The sequence below is a fragment of the Streptomyces sp. NBC_01260 genome (assembly GCF_036226405.1).
GTDB classification, from domain to species: domain Bacteria; phylum Actinomycetota; class Actinomycetes; order Streptomycetales; family Streptomycetaceae; genus Streptomyces; species Streptomyces laculatispora.
The window spans coordinates 7,148,117-7,165,966 of the sequence record NZ_CP108464.1 but is presented as its reverse complement, the minus strand read 5'-3'; the positions used below and the strand labels follow the sequence as shown (position 1 = coordinate 7,165,966).

The following is a 17,850-nucleotide window of genomic DNA, read 5'->3' as shown; positions in this document are numbered from 1 at the left end:
CGAATCGATCCGGACGATACGCTGTGGTCCCAGCTCAGAAAGTGTGCCGGGCACGGCAGTTGGGAAACACCCGCAGGAGCGGTTCCTTGACGGGCGAGTGGGGGCGACAGTGGCCAACGACGGATTCGATTTCTCTCCCGGAGCACAGATTCCACTCCAGGGAGCAGCGGGAGCGGCGGTGGCGACCAACGCCCTCGCCTCTGCCGCGTACCGCGACAGCCCGGTGGACGAGATCCTCAAGGCGAACAGCGAGTGGCACAAGTCCGAGGTGAAGGCAGGCCGGTCCAAGCTCTTCAAGTCCGACTACTTCAAACCCAACCTCGGCGAGGCCTTCTCCCGCGCGGTTCAGGAACGCACGCTGGGCGGCGCCCGCGGTGCGCTCATCCAGTCCTTCGGCAGCGACCCGCAGACCGTCGTCGAGCACTGCCTGTCCGCGTCCCGGCTCCGCAAGGCGCGCGACACCAAGCTCACGGTCGTGACCGCCCTGTTCGGCTTCCTCTTCCTGCCCGGAATGCTGCTGTGGATCATCGTGTTCCGGCTGCGCGACGGCCTCACCAGGACCAAGGACAAGGGGCTCTCCGCCCTCGGCAACGCCCTGTTGCCGATCATCGGGATCGCCGCGGTGTTCCTCCTGATCAAAATGCCCCTCAACGGCTTCCTGGGGCTCTACGTACGCGCGATGGCCGTCGCCCCCGTCATCGGCTGGCTGATCGCCAAGCGGATCGCCGAGGCCTCCGCCCAGGACATGCGCGTCCGCTGGGAAGGGCTCCTCTCCGGCGGCGGTGTCGTCGCCAAGATCCCCGAAGCCGTACCGAAGAACCCGAGCGAGACCGCCCGCGAGGCACTCCGTCAGGGCCTGGAGAAGCTCTCGGCCGAACAGCAGTCCAACTCGGTCTTCTACGCGGGCCCCAAGGGCATCCTCGGCATGGGCACCCGCTGGGGCAGCTGGCAGCTCGCCGAGGACCTCGTCTCCAAGGATCCCGGCAAGGAGTTCCACCAGTTCCGCAGCTGGGACCTGGTACGCGTCATCCACGACCAGCTCAAGATGCTGGAACGCGGCCCGCTGAACACGGGCGGCTTCCCCAAGCCCTCGGTCACGCACTGGATCGTGTCGCCCGTCGGCGAGAACGCCGGATCGGTCTCCCGCCCGGAGGGCGAGGACGTCGCCACCTTCCAGGTGAAGCCGCACGAGATACAGCGGATCTGCAACCACCAGCAGTTCGGCGGCGGCGACCGCCACTACCTCGGCGTCCAGTTCACCCTCTGGGACGGCCAGCTGGTCATCACCATGATGATCACCGTCACCGTGCTCTTCGAGACCTTGCGCATCGAGGTCACCGGACACGCGCTCGGCCCGGTCCACTCCCTCTTCACCAGCAAACCCGCAGCCAAGACGAAGACGGTCAACAAGACCGTCAAGTTCTGGGAGACCCGCAGCATAACGCTGGCGCTGGTCGAGTCCAGCGAGGTCGTCCGCCTCGCCCTGCGCGCCCCCTTCACCTGGTATCCGCCACTGCTCGACTACCTCGGCGGCAAGATCGCGCTGCCGGAACCCTTCGGGCTGCGGCACGCCTGGGCCGAGAAGCCGTGGCGCCACCGCTTCATGGCGGACGACGCGATGCGTGCTGCCACGCCCGTCCTGCGCGTGGTGCACAACGCCGTCATCAAGGTGCTCGACGAGAACGGCGTCGACACCGAACGCTTCGGCAACCGCTCGTCGATACTGAGCGGAGCCGTCCAGGACCCGACCCCGCGCAAGGCCGACCTGTACGACGCGTAGACGCCACCCGCGCGAGCACGCGCAGGGCGCCCCGGGGAGCCGGGGCGCCCTGCGCGGTAAGCCGGGGAGGGACGTCGGATCAGACGGGCCAGGCGTCGGCCAGCATCTTCCGGGTGTCCGCCAGCAGCTGCGGCAGCACCTTGGTGTGGCCCACCACCGGCATGAAGTTGGTGTCACCGCCCCAGCGGGGCACCAGATGCTGGTGCAGATGCGCGGCGATACCGGCGCCGGCGACCGCACCCTGGTTCATACCGATGTTGAATCCGTGCGCCCCCGACGCCGCACGCAGCGCGGTCATCGCACGCTTGGTGAAATCGGCGAGCTCCACCGTCTCCGGACCGTCCAGCTCGGTGTAGTCCGCGACGTGCCGGTAGGGCACCACCATCAGATGCCCACCGTTGTACGGGTACAGATTCAGCACGGCGTAGACCTTCTCGCCGCGCGCGACGACGAGCCCGTCCTCGTCCGACATCGACGGAATCGCACAGAACGGACAGCCGTCGCCGGCCTCCGGACCGGTCGGCTTGTTCTCGCCCTGGATGTACGCCATCCGGTGGGGCGTCCACAGGCGCTGGAACGCGTCGGGCGTCCCCACTCCGATCTGCTGCTCCGGCTCACTCGTCATGCGGATCAGCATATTGCTTACCCCGTGCGGCGCGTGTCGCCGGGGCCGGACCCGTTCCCGCACCGCGATGCTTGACCAATGAGCGACCGCACCACGGCCCAGTCCACTCCCGCTCTGACCCGATGGGAGCAGCGCGCCGAGGCACCGCTCTTCGTCGCCTCGCTGCTGTTCCTGCTCGGCTACGCGACCCGCGTCCTCGCCCCGCACGACGCCGAACTCTGGCGCGACATCGCCCTCGCCCTGGTCGGCGCCATGTGGCTGCTCTTCGTCATCGACTACGCCGTCAGAATCCGGCTCAGCGGCCTGGGACACCGCTTCGTCCGGGTGCACTGGCTGGACACACTGGTACTCGTCCTGCCGCTGCTGCGTCCGCTGCGTGTGGTGAAGGTCTACACGGCCATCCAGAAACGCCGCGACGAGCCCCGGCTGAGCCTGTACGCACGCGTGATGTCGTACGCGGGCATGACGTCCCTGCTGCTGGGCTTTTCGGCAGCCCTCGCGGTCTACCACCTGGAGCACGGAGCCCCGGGCGCCTCGATCCGGACCTTCGGCGACGCGGTCTGGTGGGCGTGCGCGACGCTCACGACGGTGGGGTACGGGGATGCCGTACCGGTGACGCCTCTCGGCCGGGTCGTGGCAGCGGGTCTGATGGCCTGCGGGCTGGCGCTGCTGGGAGCGGTGACGGGTTCGTCCTCGTCGTGGCTGATCCAGGCATTCCGGCGGGAGGACGAGAAGGGGCCTCCGGCGAGCGGATAGCTCGCCGGAGGCCCCTTCTCGTGACCGATCAGACCTGGACGCGGTCCTCGACGGCCTTGGCGATCTTGGCGAGGGCGTCCTCGACCGGGATGCCGTTCTCCTGCGAACCGTCGCGGTAGCGGAAGGAGACGGCACCGTTGGCCATGTCCTCGTCGCCCGCGATGATCATGAACGGCACCTTGGCCCGCTGCTGGTTGCGGATCTTCTTCTGCATCCGGTCCGACGAGGCGTCCACGTCGACCCGCAGCCCCTGCTTACGGGCCTTGGCGGCGAACTCCTGGAGGTACGGGATGTGCGCGTCGCCGATCGGGATGCCGACCGCCTGGACCGGGGCCAGCCACACCGGGAACGCACCCGCGTAGTGCTCGAGCAGCACCGCGAAGAAGCGCTCGATGGAGCCGAACAGGGCGCGGTGGATCATGACCGGGCGCTGCTTGGTGCCGTCGGGGCCGGTGTACTCCAGGTCGAAGCGCTCCGGCAGGTTGAAGTCGAGCTGCACGGTCGACATCTGCCAGGTCCGGCCGATGGCGTCCTTGCACTGCACCGAGATCTTAGGGCCGTAGAACGCGGCGCCGCCCGGGTCCGGGACCAGCGGCAGGCCCTGCTTCTCGGCGACCAGGCGCAGCGTCTCGGTGGACTCCTCCCACGCCTCGTCCGAGCCGACGAACTTCTCCGGGTCCTTGGTGGAGAGCTCCAGGTAGAAGTCGGTCAGCCCGTAGTCGCGAAGCAGGTTCAGGACGAAGGTGAGCGTCCGGTCCAGCTCCTCGGCCATCTGCTCCTTGGTGCAGTAGATGTGCGCGTCGTCCTGCGTGAAGCCGCGCGAACGGGTCAGGCCGTGCACGACGCCCGACTTCTCGTACCGGTACACCGTGCCGAACTCGAAGAGACGAAGCGGCAGTTCACGGTAGGAACGGCCACGGGCGTCGAAGATCAGGTTGTGCATCGGGCAGTTCATCGGCTTGAGGTAGTAGTCCACCCCGTCGTCGAGCTGCATGGGCGGGTACATGCCGTCGGCGTACCAGTCCAGGTGGCCGGACTTCTCGAAGAGCTTGCCCTTGGTGGCGTGCGGCGAGTAGACGAACTCGTAGCCCTCCTCCTCGTGGCGGCGCCGCGAGTAGTCCTCCATGGCCCGGCGGATGACGCCGCCCTTGGGGTGGAAGACGGCGAGGCCGGGGCCGATCTCGTCCGGGAAGGAGAAGAGGTCCAGCTCGCTACCGAGCTTGCGGTGGTCGCGCTTGGCGGCCTCCTCCAGGAACTCCAGGTGCGCCTTCAGCTCGTCCTTGGTGGGCCAGGCGGTGCCGTAGATGCGCTGGAGCATCGGGTTCTTCTCGCTGCCGCGCCAGTAGGCGGCCGCGTTGCGCATCAGCTTGAACGCCGGGATGAAACGGGTGGTCGGCAGGTGCGGGCCCCGGCAGAGGTCCTTCCAGCAGAGGTCCCCGGTCTTCGGGTCGAGGTTGTCGTAGATGGTCAGCTCGCCGCCGCCCACCTCGACGTCCGCGCCGTCGTCCGTGGAGGCGGAGCCCTTGATGCCGATGAGCTCCAGCTTGTACGGCTCGTCGGCCAGCTCCTCGCGGGCCGCCTCGTCCGTGACGACCCGGCGGGAGAACTTCTGGCCCCGCTTCTGGATCTCCTGCATCTTCTTCTCGATGGCCTTGAGGTCCTCGGGCGTGAACGGCGTCTCGACGTCGAAGTCGTAGTAGAAGCCGTCCTTGACCGGGGGGCCGATGCCGAGCTTGGCCTCGGGATGAAGCTCCTGCACGGCCTGCGCCATGACGTGCGCGGTGGAGTGCCGGAGGATGTTGAGGCCGTCCTCGGAGGAGATCAGCACGGGCTCGACGGTCTCGCCGTCGGCGACCACGTACGCGATGTCCTTCAGCTCACCGGCGATGCGGGCGGCGACGACGGTGCGCTCGCCGGGGAAGAGCTCGGCTGCCGTAGTGCCCGTCGTCACCACGCGTTCTTCCCGCTCGGAATCGCGCTGGATGATCACACGGACGTCTGACACCGGTCTCTCCTGACTCAGGGGGTGCGGCGCATTCCTCCTGCGCGCGCAAGAGGAATCGTACCGAGCCGACACCCCTCTTAGCGAAAGGGCCGGATTCGGCGGCCTCCGCCCGGCTACTCCCCCGTGCAGGCCTCCTCGAAATAGTCGACGTTCTCCTGGAGCGACTTCATCAGCCGGTCCCGCTCCGCGTCGTCGACCTGCACGGGAACCACCTGAGAGGTCCTGGTCAGCCGGCGGAAGCCGCCCCGGCTCTCCAGCCTTCCCTCCACCCGCACCGGCAGCCCCACCAGATGGGCGTGGCCCGCGATCCGGTACGCCTCCTCGTCGAGCTCCAGCCGCACGTGCGGGACCTCGGCTCCCGCCAGCACCCGCAGCCGTACGATTCCGGCTCCGCGCGGCCCCGAGCGGCGCAGGCGTACGACGGCGCCGGTGATCGCCACCGTGACCGCGGGTTCGTCCCGGAGGTAGCGGGCGCCCGCCCGGCGCAGTGCGGGCAGGTCGCCCGGGGAGAACTCCACCGGTTCGGGGCGCGCCGGACAGCCGTCGGGGGTGCCCGCGGCGGGCGCCCACTCCAGCGCGATCCCGGCGCCCTCGGAACCGCGGACGAGTGCGACGACGGCCTCGGTCAGCTCGCGGCTGACGCCCGCCGCGACGGCGCTGTCGAAGGCCTCCATGCCGCCGGTGGCCCGCTGGTAGTCCACGGCCTCCCGAGTGGCGTGCAGGGCGTGGTGGAGCCGTACCGCCACGGGGCGCCCGGCCTCGACGGGCACGAACGCGGTGAGGTCGCGGCCGCCGGGTGCGGGTCCGACGAGGATGCCGTCGAGGGCCGCGAGGGCACGCCGCCGGTGGCGGGCACCGTGGTAGCCGGCCCGGCCTCGGACGGCGAGGGCGCCGGCGAGCAGGATCTGCCGGGCCGCGCCGTGCAGCTGCTCGGCGCCGGTCCAGCTGGCCGCGCCGGCGGTTCCGGCGGCCGGTTCGGGGGCCTCGCGCCACCAGCGGATCTCGTCGCTGGGGACGGCGAGGGAGACGAGGACGTCGCGGGCCGAGGGGGCCGCGCTGCGGGCCAGCGCGGTCAGCGCCTCGCCCAGCAGGTCCTCGCTGTCGGGAAAGGCTCCGGTGTCGGGTACGAGCAGGCTGGTGGAGCCGCCGGGCGGTCCGGGCGGGGTCCAGCGGCTGTAGCGTCCGGCGGCCCCGCCGCGCCGCCGCCAGCCGTGGCGGGCGAGCAGGGCGGCGAGTACCGCGGGGTCCACCCGGGCAGGGTCGGGCAGGTTCCCGGCGGCCGGCGGTCCGGTGGACCGGAGCCCGGGCGGCTCGATGGGGTGGGGTCGTACGACTGACGGGATCTCTTCGTTGGCGGACTCGTCCATCGGCCGGTGCATCAGGGTCTCCCTCCTGCCCCGACACGGGTCATGATCTCGCAGAGCGCTCGGTCGTCGAAGATGCGCGAGGTCGGGATCCGCACGGTGGTCCGGTGCCGGCCGGTCACCGGGTGGCCGGCCAGATTGGTCCAGTAACAGCAGTGGCGCAGGTCGAGACGGTCGTGTCCGGCCCTCAGCCAGTCGTCCTGGCTCCGGGGCACGAGCATCACGACCAGGATCTTGTGCACCGACACGGGGGTCCGGGCGAGCTTCACGAGGTGTGCGTTGTCGAGCGTGAAGGCGAACGTCGCGCCGGGCGGGCGGGCCGGTATCTGGTAGGTGCATTTCAGCTGGACCTTGATGGTCACCTCGTCGTCGACGACATGGCCGGGGGCGCCGTGGCTGACGTGCCAGTCGATGCCGTTGTCGGGGAAGGGCTGTGACAGGGAGCACCCCGCCGCGGCGGCGACCGCGTGCAAGTAGCCCACCTGGAGGGTCTCCATGCAGGCGGTGGTGGCGAGAGTGCCGCGCAGCGGTGCGATCCGCTGGGGCAACAGCCCTCCCCCGTGGCCTCCGGCACGGGAAGGACCCCCTGGTTCGGGCTGCGCGAGTGCCATGGCTCCGTGTGCCTTCCGGGCCGTGCCAATGGGTCGGCGGACGCGGAGGTGTACCAACTTCCGTCCCCGTCATCTGTGTTGTCACCGCAGCGGGCGGCCCGCAAACGGCGTATCAGGCAAAGGGTGCGGGTATCACCGAACCGGGCAGGGGAATCACGCCATCTGCCGCTCGGGCGCGAGGAGTTCGGGGATGACTCATTGGTACGAGGGGCCACTGGCCGCTTTTGACACCGAGACGACGGGAGTGGACGTGGAGGGGGACCGGATCGTTTCGGCCGCCCTCGTCGTCCAGGACAGTGCCGGCGGGCGGATGCGCGTCACCCGCTGGCTGGTGAATCCGGGGGTGCCGGTGCCCGCGGGGGCGACGGAGATCCACGGACTGACAGACGACCACCTCCAGCGCAACGGGCGGTGGCCCGCGCCGGTGGTGGAGGAGATAGCCCTGGCGCTGGCCGAGCAGAGTGCGGCCGGCCGGCCGCTGGTGGTGATGAACGCGCCGTTCGACCTGACGCTGCTGGACCGGGAGCTCAAGCGGCACCGGGCGTCGTCGCTGGCCGGCTATCTGGAGAACACGCCGTTGTGCGTGCTGGATCCACGGGTGCTCGACAAGCATCTGGACCGCTACCGCAAGGGCCGGCGCACGCTCACGGATCTGTGCGAGCTGTACGGGGTGGTGCTGGACGGGGCGCATGACGCGGCGGCCGATGCGGCGGCCTCGCTGGAGCTGGTCCGGGCGGTCGGGCGGCGGTTCGCCACCCGGCTGGAGCGGCTGACCCCGGCGGAGCTGCACACGCTGCAGGCGGTGTGGCACGCCGCCCAGGCGCGCGGTCTGCAGGCCTGGTTCACCAAGAGCGGCACGCCGGAGACGGTGGACCCGGCGTGGCCGCTGCGTCCGGAGCTGCGCGCCGCCGCGTGAGTCGGTGTGCGCCCAGGGCTCCACGGGAACGCTCGCGGAGCCGGACACGCAGAAACCGGTCCGTCGGTGTTGCTGACGGACCGGCCTCTCCCGGGGTGGGCGATACTGGGTTCGAACCAGTGACCTCTTCGGTGTGAACGAAGCGCTCTCCCACTGAGCTAATCGCCCGGGAACGGGTTGAACCATACAGGGACCGGCGGGTGTGGTTCAAACCGCTTCCAGCCGCGCCGCGAACCCTCGGTGCCCGGCCCGCATCATCAGGGCGTGATTGGCCAGGAACACCGGGCGCCCCGGCACCGCGAGCACCCGCATCAGCCTCTTGCGCACCTCGACGTCCTGTTCGTACGTGGCACGGCTCCCGGTCCCGTGCGGGGTGACGGTCCAGCGGGCCCAGCCTTCGAGGTCGCCGGTGAGAGCCACTTCGAGGACTCCGGCGTGCGGGTCACGGAGGCGTTCTCGGGCCGTGACGACGAGGTCGTACGGGAGCAGGGAGCGGATCCGGGTGGTGCCGGAGGTGTCATCGACCGGGGTGACCTCGCGGATCTGCGGCCACCATTGCGGGTACTGCTCCACCTGTTCCAGGAGCCGGTACACGGCGCCGGGCGGTGCGGCGAGGTCCCAGTTGCTGACAAAACGGTAGTGACTCCAGTCCATGCGTCCAGGATGCGCATACTCAGCCGGGGAACTGAGTATCCGTGCGCATGTCCGAATGCGTGACCGCCGCCACACTCGCGTCCATGGAACATCTGCCGCCGCCCGCCGAGGAATTGGCGCTCCTCGACCGTGAGCTCGCCGGGCTGGACCTGCGCCGGTCCCAACTGCTGCACCGCCGCGCCTGGCTGCTGAGCGTCCTGCGGACGCCCGGCCCGCTGACGGCCGCACCACCTCCCGTCCCCGCGTTCCCGCTGCCCGCGGGCCGCCCCCCAGGGCCCTTCGCGGCCCCGGGCCGGCCGCCCGTGCCCGCGGTCCGCACCGGTGGTGCGCAGAATGTGCTGCTCACCCTCGGCGGACTCCTGCTGACGGTCGCGGCGATCGCGTTCACCCTGGTCAGCTGGGGTCAGATGGGGATCGGCGGCCGCTCGGCGGTGCTGGCGACCGTGACGGTGGCGGCGCTGGCCGCGCCTGCGGTGCTGCTGCGCCGGGGGCTGTCCTCGACGGCCGAGTCGCTCGCGGCCCTCGCCTCGGTGCTGATGGTGCTGGACGCCTATGCGCTGCATGAGGTGGCGCTGCCGGAGACGGGCGGACTGGGCTTCGCGGCGACCGCTTCGGCGGCGCTGGCCGCGGCCTGGGCGGCGTACGGCCTGGCGCTCGGCGGGCTGCGGCTGCCGCTGCCCGCCGCGGTGCTCGTCGCGCAGTTGCCGCTGCTGCTGTGGGCGTGGGCGGAGCGGGCGGACGCCCTGGTGTTCGCCGGTGCGCTGCTGGCGACGGCGGCGCTGGACTGTGCGATCGCGTTGTGGGGCAAGGGGGTTGCGGTACGGGTGACGGCCTGTTCCGGCCTCTGGGTGACCGGTGGCGCGGGGCTGCTGGTGGCGCTGGTGGAGTCGCTGGCGGCCGATGCGCCGGCGGGCGCGGTGGCGCCGGGGGCGCTGCTGCTGGCGGGTTCGGCGATCGCGTTGTCCGGGGCTCGCCGGGCGCCGGCGGCGGTTGCGGTGGCCGGTGGTCTGGTGGCCGGTCTGGCGGCCGTGGCCGCCGTCTCCGGAGTGCTGGTCGCGGGGGTGCCCGCCGGCTGGGTGGTGCCGGTGTATCTGCTGTGCGGCGGGACGCTGCTGGCCGGGGTACGGGCTCCGCTGGGGCGTCCGGCCGGGCAGGGGCTGGTGTGGGCGTCGGGGGCGGTGACGGCGGGGTCGGTGCTGTTCTCGCTGCCGCCGGTCGCGGTGTCGTTGGCGGGCCCGGTGTCGCAGCTGGGCCGGGTGTGGACGGGTGCGCCGCAGGGCGGCGCCCGGGGTGCGCTGGGGGCCGCGGGGCTGCCGTGGTCGGAGATGGCCGCGGCCCCGGTCGTCCTGCTCGTGGTGGCCGCGGTGCTCGCGGCGGCGTACCGATCGTGGGAGGGCGTGCTGCGGTGGGCCGGACCGGTGCTCTCCCCCGGGCCCTCGGCGCGGGGCGCTGTCGGGGCGACGGCTCCGGTGCTCGGCTGGGCGGGGCTGGCGGTGCTGCCGGCCGCTCTGGACGTCTCGTACACGGTGGCCGTCTCCGTGCAGTTGGTACTGGTCGTGGGCGTGTTCGCGGTGGCGGTGGGCGCTCTGCGCCGCGGGATGACGGGGGTGGCGCTGACGGCGTCGGTGTGCGGGGCGGTGGGTGCGGTGGGCGTGGCGCTGCTGTCACTGGGCTCGGAAGCGGCCACGTATGCGGTGTTCGGGTTGTTGCTGGTGGTGTTCGTGGCGGCTGCGGCCGCGTTGGACTCCGCCGTGGCGCCGGCGTCGCGGCCGGACCGGGTGCCGGGAGCCGTGCAGGCGGTGGCGGCGGGTGCGGCGGTGGTCTGTGCCGTGGTGCTGGCCGGTGCGTGCGGTGCCTCGCTGGGGCTGGCCGCGCACCGGGCGGCTCCGCTGATTCTGGCGGTCCCCTCGGTGACCGTACTGCTGGGCGCCCGTCTCAAGGCACACACGGTGGCGCTGCCGGTCGAGGTGACCGGCGGCGCGGCGGCGCTGCCTGCCCTGGGCATGGCGATGGGCGACCCGCCGTTCCTGGCTCTGGTGCTGGCCCTGTGCGCAGTGCTGGCGGCGGGTACGGCGTTGCGCCCGGAGCGGCGGCCGGTGGCCGGATATCTGGCGACGGCGCTGTTCGTGCTGGCGTCCTGGGTCCGGCTGTCGGCGTCCGGGGTGTCGTCCCCGGAGGCGTACACCCTGCCGGTGACCGTCGCGGCGCTGGTGATCGGTGTGCTGCGCCGGCGCCGCGATCCCGCTGCGTCGTCGTGGACGGCGTACGGGGCAGGTCTGGCGGCGACGCTGGTGCCGTCGCTCCTCGCCGCCTGGGCCGATCCGCACTGGCTGCGGCCGCTGCTGCTCGGTGCGGCGGCGCTGGTGATCACGCTGCTGGGGGCGCGGTGGCGGCTCCAGGCCCTTCTGGTGCTGGGCGGCGCGGTGCTGGCGCTGGACGCCCTGCACGAGCTCGCGCCGTATGTGGTCCAGGTGGTCGGCGCACTGCCGCGCTGGGTGGCTCCGGCGCTGGCCGGGGTGCTGCTGCTGGCGGTCGGGGCGACGTACGAGAAGCGGCTGCGCGACGCCCGGCGGCTGAGGGACGCCCTGGGCCGGATGCGGTGACGTGACCGCGTGGCCGGTCCGGGGCGCCCTCGGGGCCTCAGGCCGGCATGTGGTCGCCGACCGGGGCGATGTTCTCGATGGCGGCGAGTCCGTACAGCGCGGTGTCGTTGGTGTAGACCCAGGTGGCCTCACTGCCCGGGACGTGGTGACCGGGCCGCTCACCTTCTCGGTCTTCCAGGGGGCGGATTCCTTTGTATCCGTCGCTGTTGCCGAACTTCTCCCAGGCGCGGGCGGCGAGCTTCTCGTCGCCCGTCTGCACGGCGGCGTACGCGTCCATGCGGGAGTGGCCCTGGAAGAGGAGCAGGGAGCCGAAGTCGGAGCCGAAGCGGGCGGCCTGTTCGGCCTTGGTGGCGTTGAAGTAGCGGCAGTAGTCGAGGTACGCCTCCACCAACCTCCGTCAAGGCAACCCTCGAGGTAACCGATCGTGGTTTCACGTGGTGAGCCATCGGAAACATGTCACCGCGGCTGGGAAACGAAGAAGTGCAGGTCAAGCGCAGTTCTCAGGTCTGGCAGACGGCCGTCAAACGCCTGGAGTACCAAAAGAGCGTCACGCCTTCCGGGGGTACCGATGCGCGACGTCGCCTGCATATGCCCGACAGCGGGTCCCCACCGGCACCCGTGTGGACCTCAGGCGCCGGCGGGTCGCGATGGCCGGAACGGGACCGCAGGACACCGGCGTTCAGGGCGACGGCGTTCACCTCGGCGGCCCCGAACAGGCCGTTGCCAGCAGATTGCGCGGACGGCAGCTCGGGCTCGGCGGCCTGCACGGAGGCACTGCCCCCGGCCGCAGCGGCGTGCTCCTCACCTACGCGGGCCAGGGGCACGGCAGCGTCACCAGCGGCCCGTGCATGGAGGACGCCGTGGACGGCTACCTCACCGACCTGGCGGTCCCGGCGCGGGGCACCAGCTGCCCCGCCGTGCCGTCCTGACCGCTCGGGGAATCGGGGGCGATATGCCGGCGGGCCGTGGGTCTTCCCAGGATGCCGCGCACAGGGACTCGGCCACGATAGCCGTGTAACGAGCGGCGGTGAGCCAGTACATGGCGAAGCCGTCGGTGTCGGCGGGAAGGAGGCGGCCGAAGAGGTCGCGATCGCGTTGGGCCGCCGAGGCGCACAGCGCGGTCAGGAGCCCGGCGGCCGTGTGGAGGCCCGCGCGGCTGATGCGGCGGGTCTCGGCGGTGACGTCACCGAGCATGCCGAGGGCGGCCCGGCCCGCCGGAACCGTCTGTTCGACCCGGCGCTCCAGGAGGAACAGGGGCGAGTGCGCGCCGGACTCTCCGGGCTGGGGCGGGGCGAGGTGGACGGGAGCGGCCGGGTCCGGGAGGTCGGCGCGGCGCAGGCGGTCGAGGCCGAGATCGATCGTGCCCTCGCCGGTGGGGTGCGAGCAGGCGAGGAGGGTGAGCCGGGGGTGAAGGGCGGGCACCAGGCGGCCGATGATCCTCAGCCGGGTCCCCGGCGCCGTGGCCAGCAGCATCAGGTTGTCGCGGTGGGCCAGCGCGGGATCGTCGTCAGCGACGGTGAGCCGGACGGGAATGCCTCCCTCGCACAGCGCGAGCAGGCAGGTGCCGCCGGACTCCCTTACGGCGCCGAGGAGTTCGACGTTCAGGAAGAGCAGGTCGCTGCCGCCGCCGTCCGGGTCCCCGTAGCGGGAGGTGGACCGCAGGGCGCGGGCGGCCTGTTCGGACGGCGGCGTCTCCCACAGAGCGGCGAGCGGCGCCTCCGTCCACGCCGCGCCCCGGGCGGTAACGGCCTTGACACCCTGCCCGGCGCCCAGTCTGCCGTCCGGCGAGACCGTAGCCCCCGAGACCGCCAGACCGGCCCGGCCCAGCTCCCGGTGGGTGAGCGCGCTGTCTCCCAGGCGCACCGCCCGGTCGGCCACGCCCAGGGCGCGCCCGACGCCGCCGGGTGCCACGTCGCCGACCGTGCAGAGGCGGCCGTCGGATCCGGCGACCCAGGTGCGGACGCCGCCGTGCCCCGAGTCCGTGACCACGGGTTCGGTGAACAGGCCGTACAGGCGCAGCGCGCCGCCCGGGCTGTACGGGCGGCGCGCGCGGCCTCTGACTGCGGCCAGCTCCGCCCCGGACGCCGTCCCCACCCGGTGTGCGGTGCCCAGGAGTTCGGCCAGGGCGGTAACGAGCTCTGCGGTGCGGTAGGACGGGTCCCCGGCGCGGGCCGCGCGCAGCAGCGTGACGACGGCCAGTGCGGCGCCTGCGGCGCGTGGCAGTTGCCGGAGCCGTGCGGTGTGCGCGGCGCGGAGGAGGGCCGCCTGGGTGACGGCGCCGGCCCCGTCAGCCCCGGCCTCCAGCACGGCGGCGCCCGCCGACCACAGGGCGTCGGCCGCAGCACGCTGGGCCGGGCTCGCCACCTCGGGCGAGGAGGCGGAGTCGGAGGTGGGGGTGGGTTCGGGGGTCGGCGTGGGGTCCGTGGCGGGGGCAGAGTCGGCGGTCGGCGCGGGGGCCGTAGCGGAGGCCGGTTCGGGGGTCGCCCGAGTGGGGCGGCCGGCGGTCTCCGGCACCGGGTCCGCCATGGGGGCGGCGCAGGCGGCGGCCGCGCGGTGGACGCATGCCGGGGCGAGGAGGCAGCCGCAGGTGATGGCGTCCGCCGTCGCCACCACACCGCCCGGGGCGTGCAGGCGCAACTCGGTCTCGTCGTCGACCGCGATCGTCACCGTGCCCCCGTCGCGGCGCGTCGGGCGGGCGCCGAGTCTAGTGACCGCCGCATCCAGCCGCTTGCGCAGCCGGGGTGAGAGGTCCTCCACCAGCGTGGCCGTGACCTCCGGCGCGACAGGTGGCAACTGAACGGCGGTCATACGGTCTTCTCCCCTATCCAGCGGGCCAGTTCGAGTGGGCTGAGGGCCGCCACGGGCATGCCGGCGGCCACGAGTTGCCCGGCGACGCCCGTCGAGTAGCGGGGCCGGCCGGCGTCGTCGAGGCTGGCGCAGCCGAGGACGTGGCAGCCGGTGGTCACCAGGGCCCGCACCTCGGCCAGCAGTCCGCCGAGCGGGGCGCCCTCCTCGAAGTCGCTGATCACGACGACGAGGGTGCGGGAGGGCACCTCGATCAGGCTGCGGGCGTGCCGCAGCCCGGCGGCGATGTGCGTGCCCCCGCCCACGCTCACCTCCAGCAGGAGGGAGAGGGGATCGTGCACATGGCCGGTGAGGTCGACGACCTCTGTGGAGAAGGCCAGGAAATGAGTGCTCAGGGTCGGCACCCCGGCGAGCACGGAGGCGGTCAGCGCGGACCAGATCGTGGACGCCTCCATGGATCCGGAAACATCGGTGACCAGGATCAGGCGCCAGTCGGCCGACCGGCGGGCGCGGCTGCGGAACACCGGCTTCTCCGGGATCACCCGGACCGTTCCGTCGGCCGCCCGGCGGGCGGTGGCCAGGTTGGCGCGCAGCGTGCGCGGCAGGTCCAGCCTGCCACCGGGGCGGCGGGTGGGCCGGGCCGTCATCGCGCCGGTGAGGGCGGGGCGCAGCCGGGTGGCGAGCTGCCGGGTCAGTTCGTCGACCAGGCGGCGGACCAGGGGCCGGAGCGCGGCGAGGCGGGCCTCGGGGAGGCCGCCGGCGTACCGCAGGATAGTCCGGAGCAGTTCCACGGAGGGGGCGGCGGCCTCCGGGTCCAGTTCGGCGAGGACGTCCTGCCGGCCTGTCCCGGCCGCGGTGGCGAGGACCTCCTCGCGGATGCCGGGGCCGAACAGCGCGGCCAGTTCCTCGGACCACTCGCGGACACCGGGGAACGACGGTTCCCGGCCGCCGCGCGAGCCGCCCCCGTGACCGGGGCCGGGCAGTCCGCCGCGGGATCCCTCGCCGTGTCCCGCGCCGTAGAGCTCGTCCAGAGCGGTCGCCAGGCGGGCGGCGCCGGACGGCAGTCGGTCGGAGCGCCGGCCGAGTACGAGCCGCCACCGGTCGGCGGGCGCGAGGGTCCGCGCGGGAGCGGCCTCGGTGGAGGCTCCGGTGGTGGGGCGGCCGACGGACAGCGGTGGGAGGCGGTCGTCGTGCGCGGGTGGCGGGACGGGCAGGCCGAGGCCGGTCAGGAGCTCGCGGGCCGCGAGGTCGGCGGCCGTTCGGCGGGCCAGTTCGGCCGGATCGTCCGCGTCGAGGTCGCCCACCCCTTTGCCCAGCCGCTCCTCGACGGTGTCCAGCAGCCGGTCCCGGGCGGCCGGGCTCAGGGTGTCGAAGCCACCGCGCAGGGCCGGCAGCCGGGCCAGGAACGCGGTGTCGTCCAGCTCGACGACCCGGTGCAGCAACGGGTCCAGGGCGCCGACGCCGACGGTCAGGAGGGGGCCCGCCACCGTCAGGACGCCGGTGAGGCGGGCGGTGAGCGCGGCCCGGGAGGTGCTGTCCACGGCTCCGTCCACCCAGGAGGCGACGCGCCCCCCGAAGCTCGCGGCCTCTTCGTGGCCCGTGAGCACCCTGACCGCTCCGGCGGCCGCGGCGATCAACGGCGTCCCGTCGGCGGCCAGCCGGGCGAGGGCGTCGGTGAGCCGGATGCCGCCCAACCGGTCGGCCCGCTGGGACAGTTCGAGCAGAGCTCGGGCGTCCTCGGTCTCCTCGGATCCGGTCAGGCCGTCGACCTGGCGGACCGCGGCCGAGGTCAGGAGTTCGGCCGCGCGCGCGGTGCGGGCCGCACGGGCGGAGGCGGTGGTGTCCGGGGCCGAGTGGTCGTCGGGTGCGGTCAGGCCCGACAGGTGGCCCGCGTCGATGCGGTCCAGCAGGTCGAGCCCTCCCAGGAGTTCGGGAAGGGTGCCGCTCGCGGGGAGTACGGCCGCCAGTTCCGTCAGCCGTTCGTCGGCCAGGGCGGGGAGCCCGCACTCGGCGGCCTCCGTGAGTCCGCGGACGACCTGGGCGGCCGTCGGACCGTCCGCCTCGCACTCCGCCGCGTGCCGCTGCCGCAGCACGCCCTCGGCCGCCTGGACCGGGGTGACGCCGCGGGCCCCGGCCGCGGTGAGCATCGCGGCCGTCGCCGGGGTCCACCGCACCTGCCAGCGCGTCGTGAGTCCTTCGGTACCCGCCGCGCCGGTCACCTGCTGCTCCTGCGCGTACGGGATGCCGCACACCGTCAGCCTGCGCAGCAGCAGTTCGCGGCGCCGGTCCAGGGCGGAGCGCGCCGGGTCGAGCCGGAGGTCGCGCGGTGTCTTCTCGTGCGCGTCCTCGGGGCCGGGGAGGGCGAGCGCCGCGGTCTCGGCCTCGACCGCGGGGCCCAGTCCGCTGCGCGGAGCGGCGGGCGCGGGGCGTCCCGTGCGGGCTCCGACGAGTACGCGTTCGAGGGCCAGGGCGACGGCGCGGCCCGTGCCGTAGGTCTCGCCGCGCCCCAGCACCGTCTGCACGGCTTCCAGGAGTTCACCGCGGCCGGGGGCGGGCAGGTCGCGCAGACGGGCCAGGTCACCGGCGACCCGGACGATCTCCCGGCCGTCCGCCGGGCCGTAGGGGTGGCCCTGTTCGCGCAGGGCGGCGCAGATACGGACCGCGGTGCGGATCAGCGCCTCGTGCAGCGCGGCCGGGTCCCCGGCGGCGTCCAGGACGGTGTGCTGCCACTCCGGGTCGCGGATTCCGGCCGGGTAGCCGGACCGTGAGTCGAGCAGCGGGTACGTGTACGGGATCAGGGAGACCGTGCAGGCCGCCGTCCCGGCGGCGCCGCTCGCACGGCCGTCCGCGCCGGACGCTTCCGGCGCGGGCGCCCCGGTGGCCCCGGCGGCGGACGGCAGCAGCGCCGGGGCGTGGAAGGCTCCCACCACCACGGCGGGCCGTTGCCCGCTCGCCAGGGCCTGCGCGACATGTCCGCGCATACACGCCTCGCGCACCAGGTCCGTGCCGTGCGCCCCGCCCCGCGCCTCGGCCTCGTGGCGCAGCGCCCAGCCGGTGAGCAGGGCCGCACGGCGGAGCGCCTCGGGTGTCGAGCCGGGCGCGAGGGCCTCGACCAGCCGGTCCCACAGGTCGTCCCCCTCCCGGCCGGTGAGCCGGGACCGGAGCGCGTCGGACAGCCCGCGCCCGTCCCCCGGCACGGACGCGGAGTCGGCGCCCGGGACCGGGGCGGGGGCGGAGGTGTCCGGACCGCCCACCGCCCACGCCCGGTCGGCCAGCGGCAGGTCGCAGGCCACCGCCGGGACCCCGTTTCTCGCCGCCCAGCGCAGCGCGGCCAGTTCGGGCGAGAAGTCCGCGAACGGGTAGAAGGCCGGGCCCCGTTCGCCTGCCGAGCCGGCCCCGGGCCCGTCGGCGGGCACGGCGGCCAGCGCCACCGGAGCCTCGGTCTCCTCGTGGGCGAGCCAGCCCAGCCAGGGCTGGAACTCGGCGGGCAGTTCGACGAGGAGGACGTCGGGGGCCGCCGCGTCCAGCAGAGCCGGGAGGGCGGCCGCCAGCGAGGGCGCGTGGTGGCGCACCCCGATCAGGAACGGCAACCCGGGCCCGGTCGCCGCGAGCGCCGCCACCGCGGCCTCCGGGGTGGCGGGCGGCACCTCGGAGGCCGCGGTGGGCCGTGTCCCGGCGGTGGACGACGCCTCCACGGCGGACCGCGTCTCGGGGATGTTCGACTCGCTCAT

At 73.3% G+C, this 17,850-nt stretch carries 12 protein-coding genes, 1 tRNA gene and 1 pseudogene; 5 read left to right on the top strand and 9 right to left on the bottom strand.

Annotated elements, in window-relative coordinates; all coding sequences use genetic code 11:
* Window positions 1–109 precede the first annotated feature (109 nt).
* The gene (locus OG322_RS32030) at window positions 110–1,780 is read left to right on the top strand and encodes a hypothetical protein (RefSeq protein WP_123468432.1); all 1,671 of its coding nucleotides are present in this window, start codon (window positions 110–112) and stop codon (window positions 1,778–1,780) included.
* Window positions 1,781–1,859: 79 nt separating this feature from the next.
* Here the strand turns inward: OG322_RS32030 and OG322_RS32025 are convergent, their stop codons facing one another.
* Window positions 1,860–2,417, bottom strand: coding sequence for an HIT family protein (locus OG322_RS32025; RefSeq protein ID WP_123468434.1), 558 nt, complete (start codon window positions 2,415–2,417; stop codon window positions 1,860–1,862).
* 66 nt (window positions 2,418–2,483) lie between these two features.
* Here OG322_RS32025 and OG322_RS32020 point away from each other — a divergent pair, with 66 nt between their 5' ends.
* Window positions 2,484–3,161 carry a potassium channel family protein gene (locus OG322_RS32020; protein WP_124286540.1) on the top strand — a complete coding sequence of 226 codons (678 nt, stop codon included), beginning with the start codon at window positions 2,484–2,486 and terminating at the stop codon, window positions 3,159–3,161.
* A gap of 28 nt (window positions 3,162–3,189) precedes the next feature.
* Here the strand turns inward: OG322_RS32020 and thrS are convergent, their stop codons facing one another.
* The 3 genes from thrS to OG322_RS32005 form a co-directional block, all read right to left on the bottom strand.
* Window positions 3,190–5,166, bottom strand: a complete 1,977-nt coding sequence (gene thrS, locus OG322_RS32015; RefSeq protein WP_329307314.1) for a threonine--tRNA ligase — start codon at window positions 5,164–5,166, stop codon at window positions 3,190–3,192.
* Between the two features lie 113 nt (window positions 5,167–5,279).
* Window positions 5,280–6,545, bottom strand: a complete 1,266-nt coding sequence (locus tag OG322_RS32010; RefSeq protein ID WP_260147370.1) for a hypothetical protein — start codon at window positions 6,543–6,545, stop codon at window positions 5,280–5,282.
* Window positions 6,545–7,141, bottom strand: a complete 597-nt coding sequence (locus OG322_RS32005; RefSeq protein ID WP_123468440.1) for a DUF4365 domain-containing protein — start codon at window positions 7,139–7,141, stop codon at window positions 6,545–6,547. The genes OG322_RS32010 and OG322_RS32005 overlap by 1 nt, the downstream gene beginning before the upstream one ends.
* 190 nt (window positions 7,142–7,331) lie before the next feature.
* On the opposite strand from OG322_RS32005, the gene OG322_RS32000 reads away from it, so the two are divergent.
* Complete coding sequence (locus OG322_RS32000; RefSeq protein ID WP_123468442.1) at window positions 7,332–8,057, top strand: 3'-5' exonuclease; 726 nt, start codon at window positions 7,332–7,334, stop codon at window positions 8,055–8,057.
* Window positions 8,058–8,153: 96 nt separating this feature from the next.
* On the opposite strand, the gene OG322_RS31995 is transcribed toward OG322_RS32000, so the two are convergent.
* Window positions 8,154–8,225 (bottom strand) — tRNA-Val (locus tag OG322_RS31995).
* Window positions 8,226–8,264: 39 nt separating this feature from the next.
* Window positions 8,265–8,711 (bottom strand): SRPBCC family protein, encoded by a 447-nt coding sequence (locus OG322_RS31990; protein ID WP_124286539.1) that lies wholly within the window; start codon window positions 8,709–8,711, stop codon window positions 8,265–8,267.
* A gap of 83 nt (window positions 8,712–8,794) precedes the next feature.
* On the opposite strand from OG322_RS31990, the gene OG322_RS31985 reads away from it, so the two are divergent.
* Window positions 8,795–11,314 (top strand): SCO7613 C-terminal domain-containing membrane protein, encoded by a 2,520-nt coding sequence (locus tag OG322_RS31985; protein WP_329307313.1) that lies wholly within the window; start codon window positions 8,795–8,797, stop codon window positions 11,312–11,314.
* A gap of 37 nt (window positions 11,315–11,351) precedes the next feature.
* Here the strand turns inward: OG322_RS31985 and OG322_RS31980 are convergent, their stop codons facing one another.
* Window positions 11,352–11,702 (bottom strand): exo-rhamnogalacturonan lyase family protein, encoded by a 351-nt coding sequence (locus OG322_RS31980; RefSeq protein WP_329307312.1) that lies wholly within the window; start codon window positions 11,700–11,702, stop codon window positions 11,352–11,354.
* 394 nt (window positions 11,703–12,096) lie between these two features.
* Between OG322_RS31980 and OG322_RS31975 the strand changes: the two are divergent.
* Window positions 12,097–12,243 (top strand): annotated as a pseudogene (locus tag OG322_RS31975) (alpha/beta hydrolase); the annotation flags it as partial.
* Here OG322_RS31975 and OG322_RS31970 read toward each other — a convergent pair.
* Both OG322_RS31970 and OG322_RS31965 read right to left on the bottom strand, forming a co-directional pair.
* Window positions 12,188–14,122, bottom strand: coding sequence for a hypothetical protein (locus tag OG322_RS31970; protein ID WP_241200522.1), 1,935 nt, complete (start codon window positions 14,120–14,122; stop codon window positions 12,188–12,190). The pseudogene OG322_RS31975 and the gene OG322_RS31970 sit on opposite strands and share 56 nt — an antisense overlap.
* On the bottom strand, window positions 14,119–17,850 hold the full coding sequence (locus OG322_RS31965; RefSeq protein WP_329307311.1) for a vWA domain-containing protein: 3,732 nt from the start codon (window positions 17,848–17,850) through the stop codon (window positions 14,119–14,121). The genes OG322_RS31970 and OG322_RS31965 overlap by 4 nt, the downstream gene beginning before the upstream one ends.

What these genes read in the sequence shown, in the direction of transcription:
- OG322_RS31965 (WP_329307311.1), bottom strand. Translation starts at nt 17,850, where the DNA reads ATGAGCGAGTCGAACATCCCCGAGACGCGGTCCGCCGTGGAGGCGTCG.
- OG322_RS32000 (WP_123468442.1), top strand. Translation starts at nt 7,332, where the DNA reads ATGACTCATTGGTACGAGGGGCCACTGGCCGCTTTTGACACCGAGACG.
- OG322_RS31990 (WP_124286539.1), bottom strand. Translation starts at nt 8,711, where the DNA reads ATGGACTGGAGTCACTACCGTTTTGTCAGCAACTGGGACCTCGCCGCA.
- OG322_RS31970 (WP_241200522.1), bottom strand. Translation starts at nt 14,122, where the DNA reads ATGACCGCCGTTCAGTTGCCACCTGTCGCGCCGGAGGTCACGGCCACG.
- OG322_RS32025 (WP_123468434.1), bottom strand. Translation starts at nt 2,417, where the DNA reads ATGCTGATCCGCATGACGAGTGAGCCGGAGCAGCAGATCGGAGTGGGG.
- OG322_RS32010 (WP_260147370.1), bottom strand. Translation starts at nt 6,545, where the DNA reads ATGCACCGGCCGATGGACGAGTCCGCCAACGAAGAGATCCCGTCAGTC.
- OG322_RS32005 (WP_123468440.1), bottom strand. Translation starts at nt 7,141, where the DNA reads ATGGCACTCGCGCAGCCCGAACCAGGGGGTCCTTCCCGTGCCGGAGGC.
- OG322_RS31985 (WP_329307313.1), top strand. Translation starts at nt 8,795, where the DNA reads ATGGAACATCTGCCGCCGCCCGCCGAGGAATTGGCGCTCCTCGACCGT.
- OG322_RS32020 (WP_124286540.1), top strand. Translation starts at nt 2,484, where the DNA reads ATGAGCGACCGCACCACGGCCCAGTCCACTCCCGCTCTGACCCGATGG.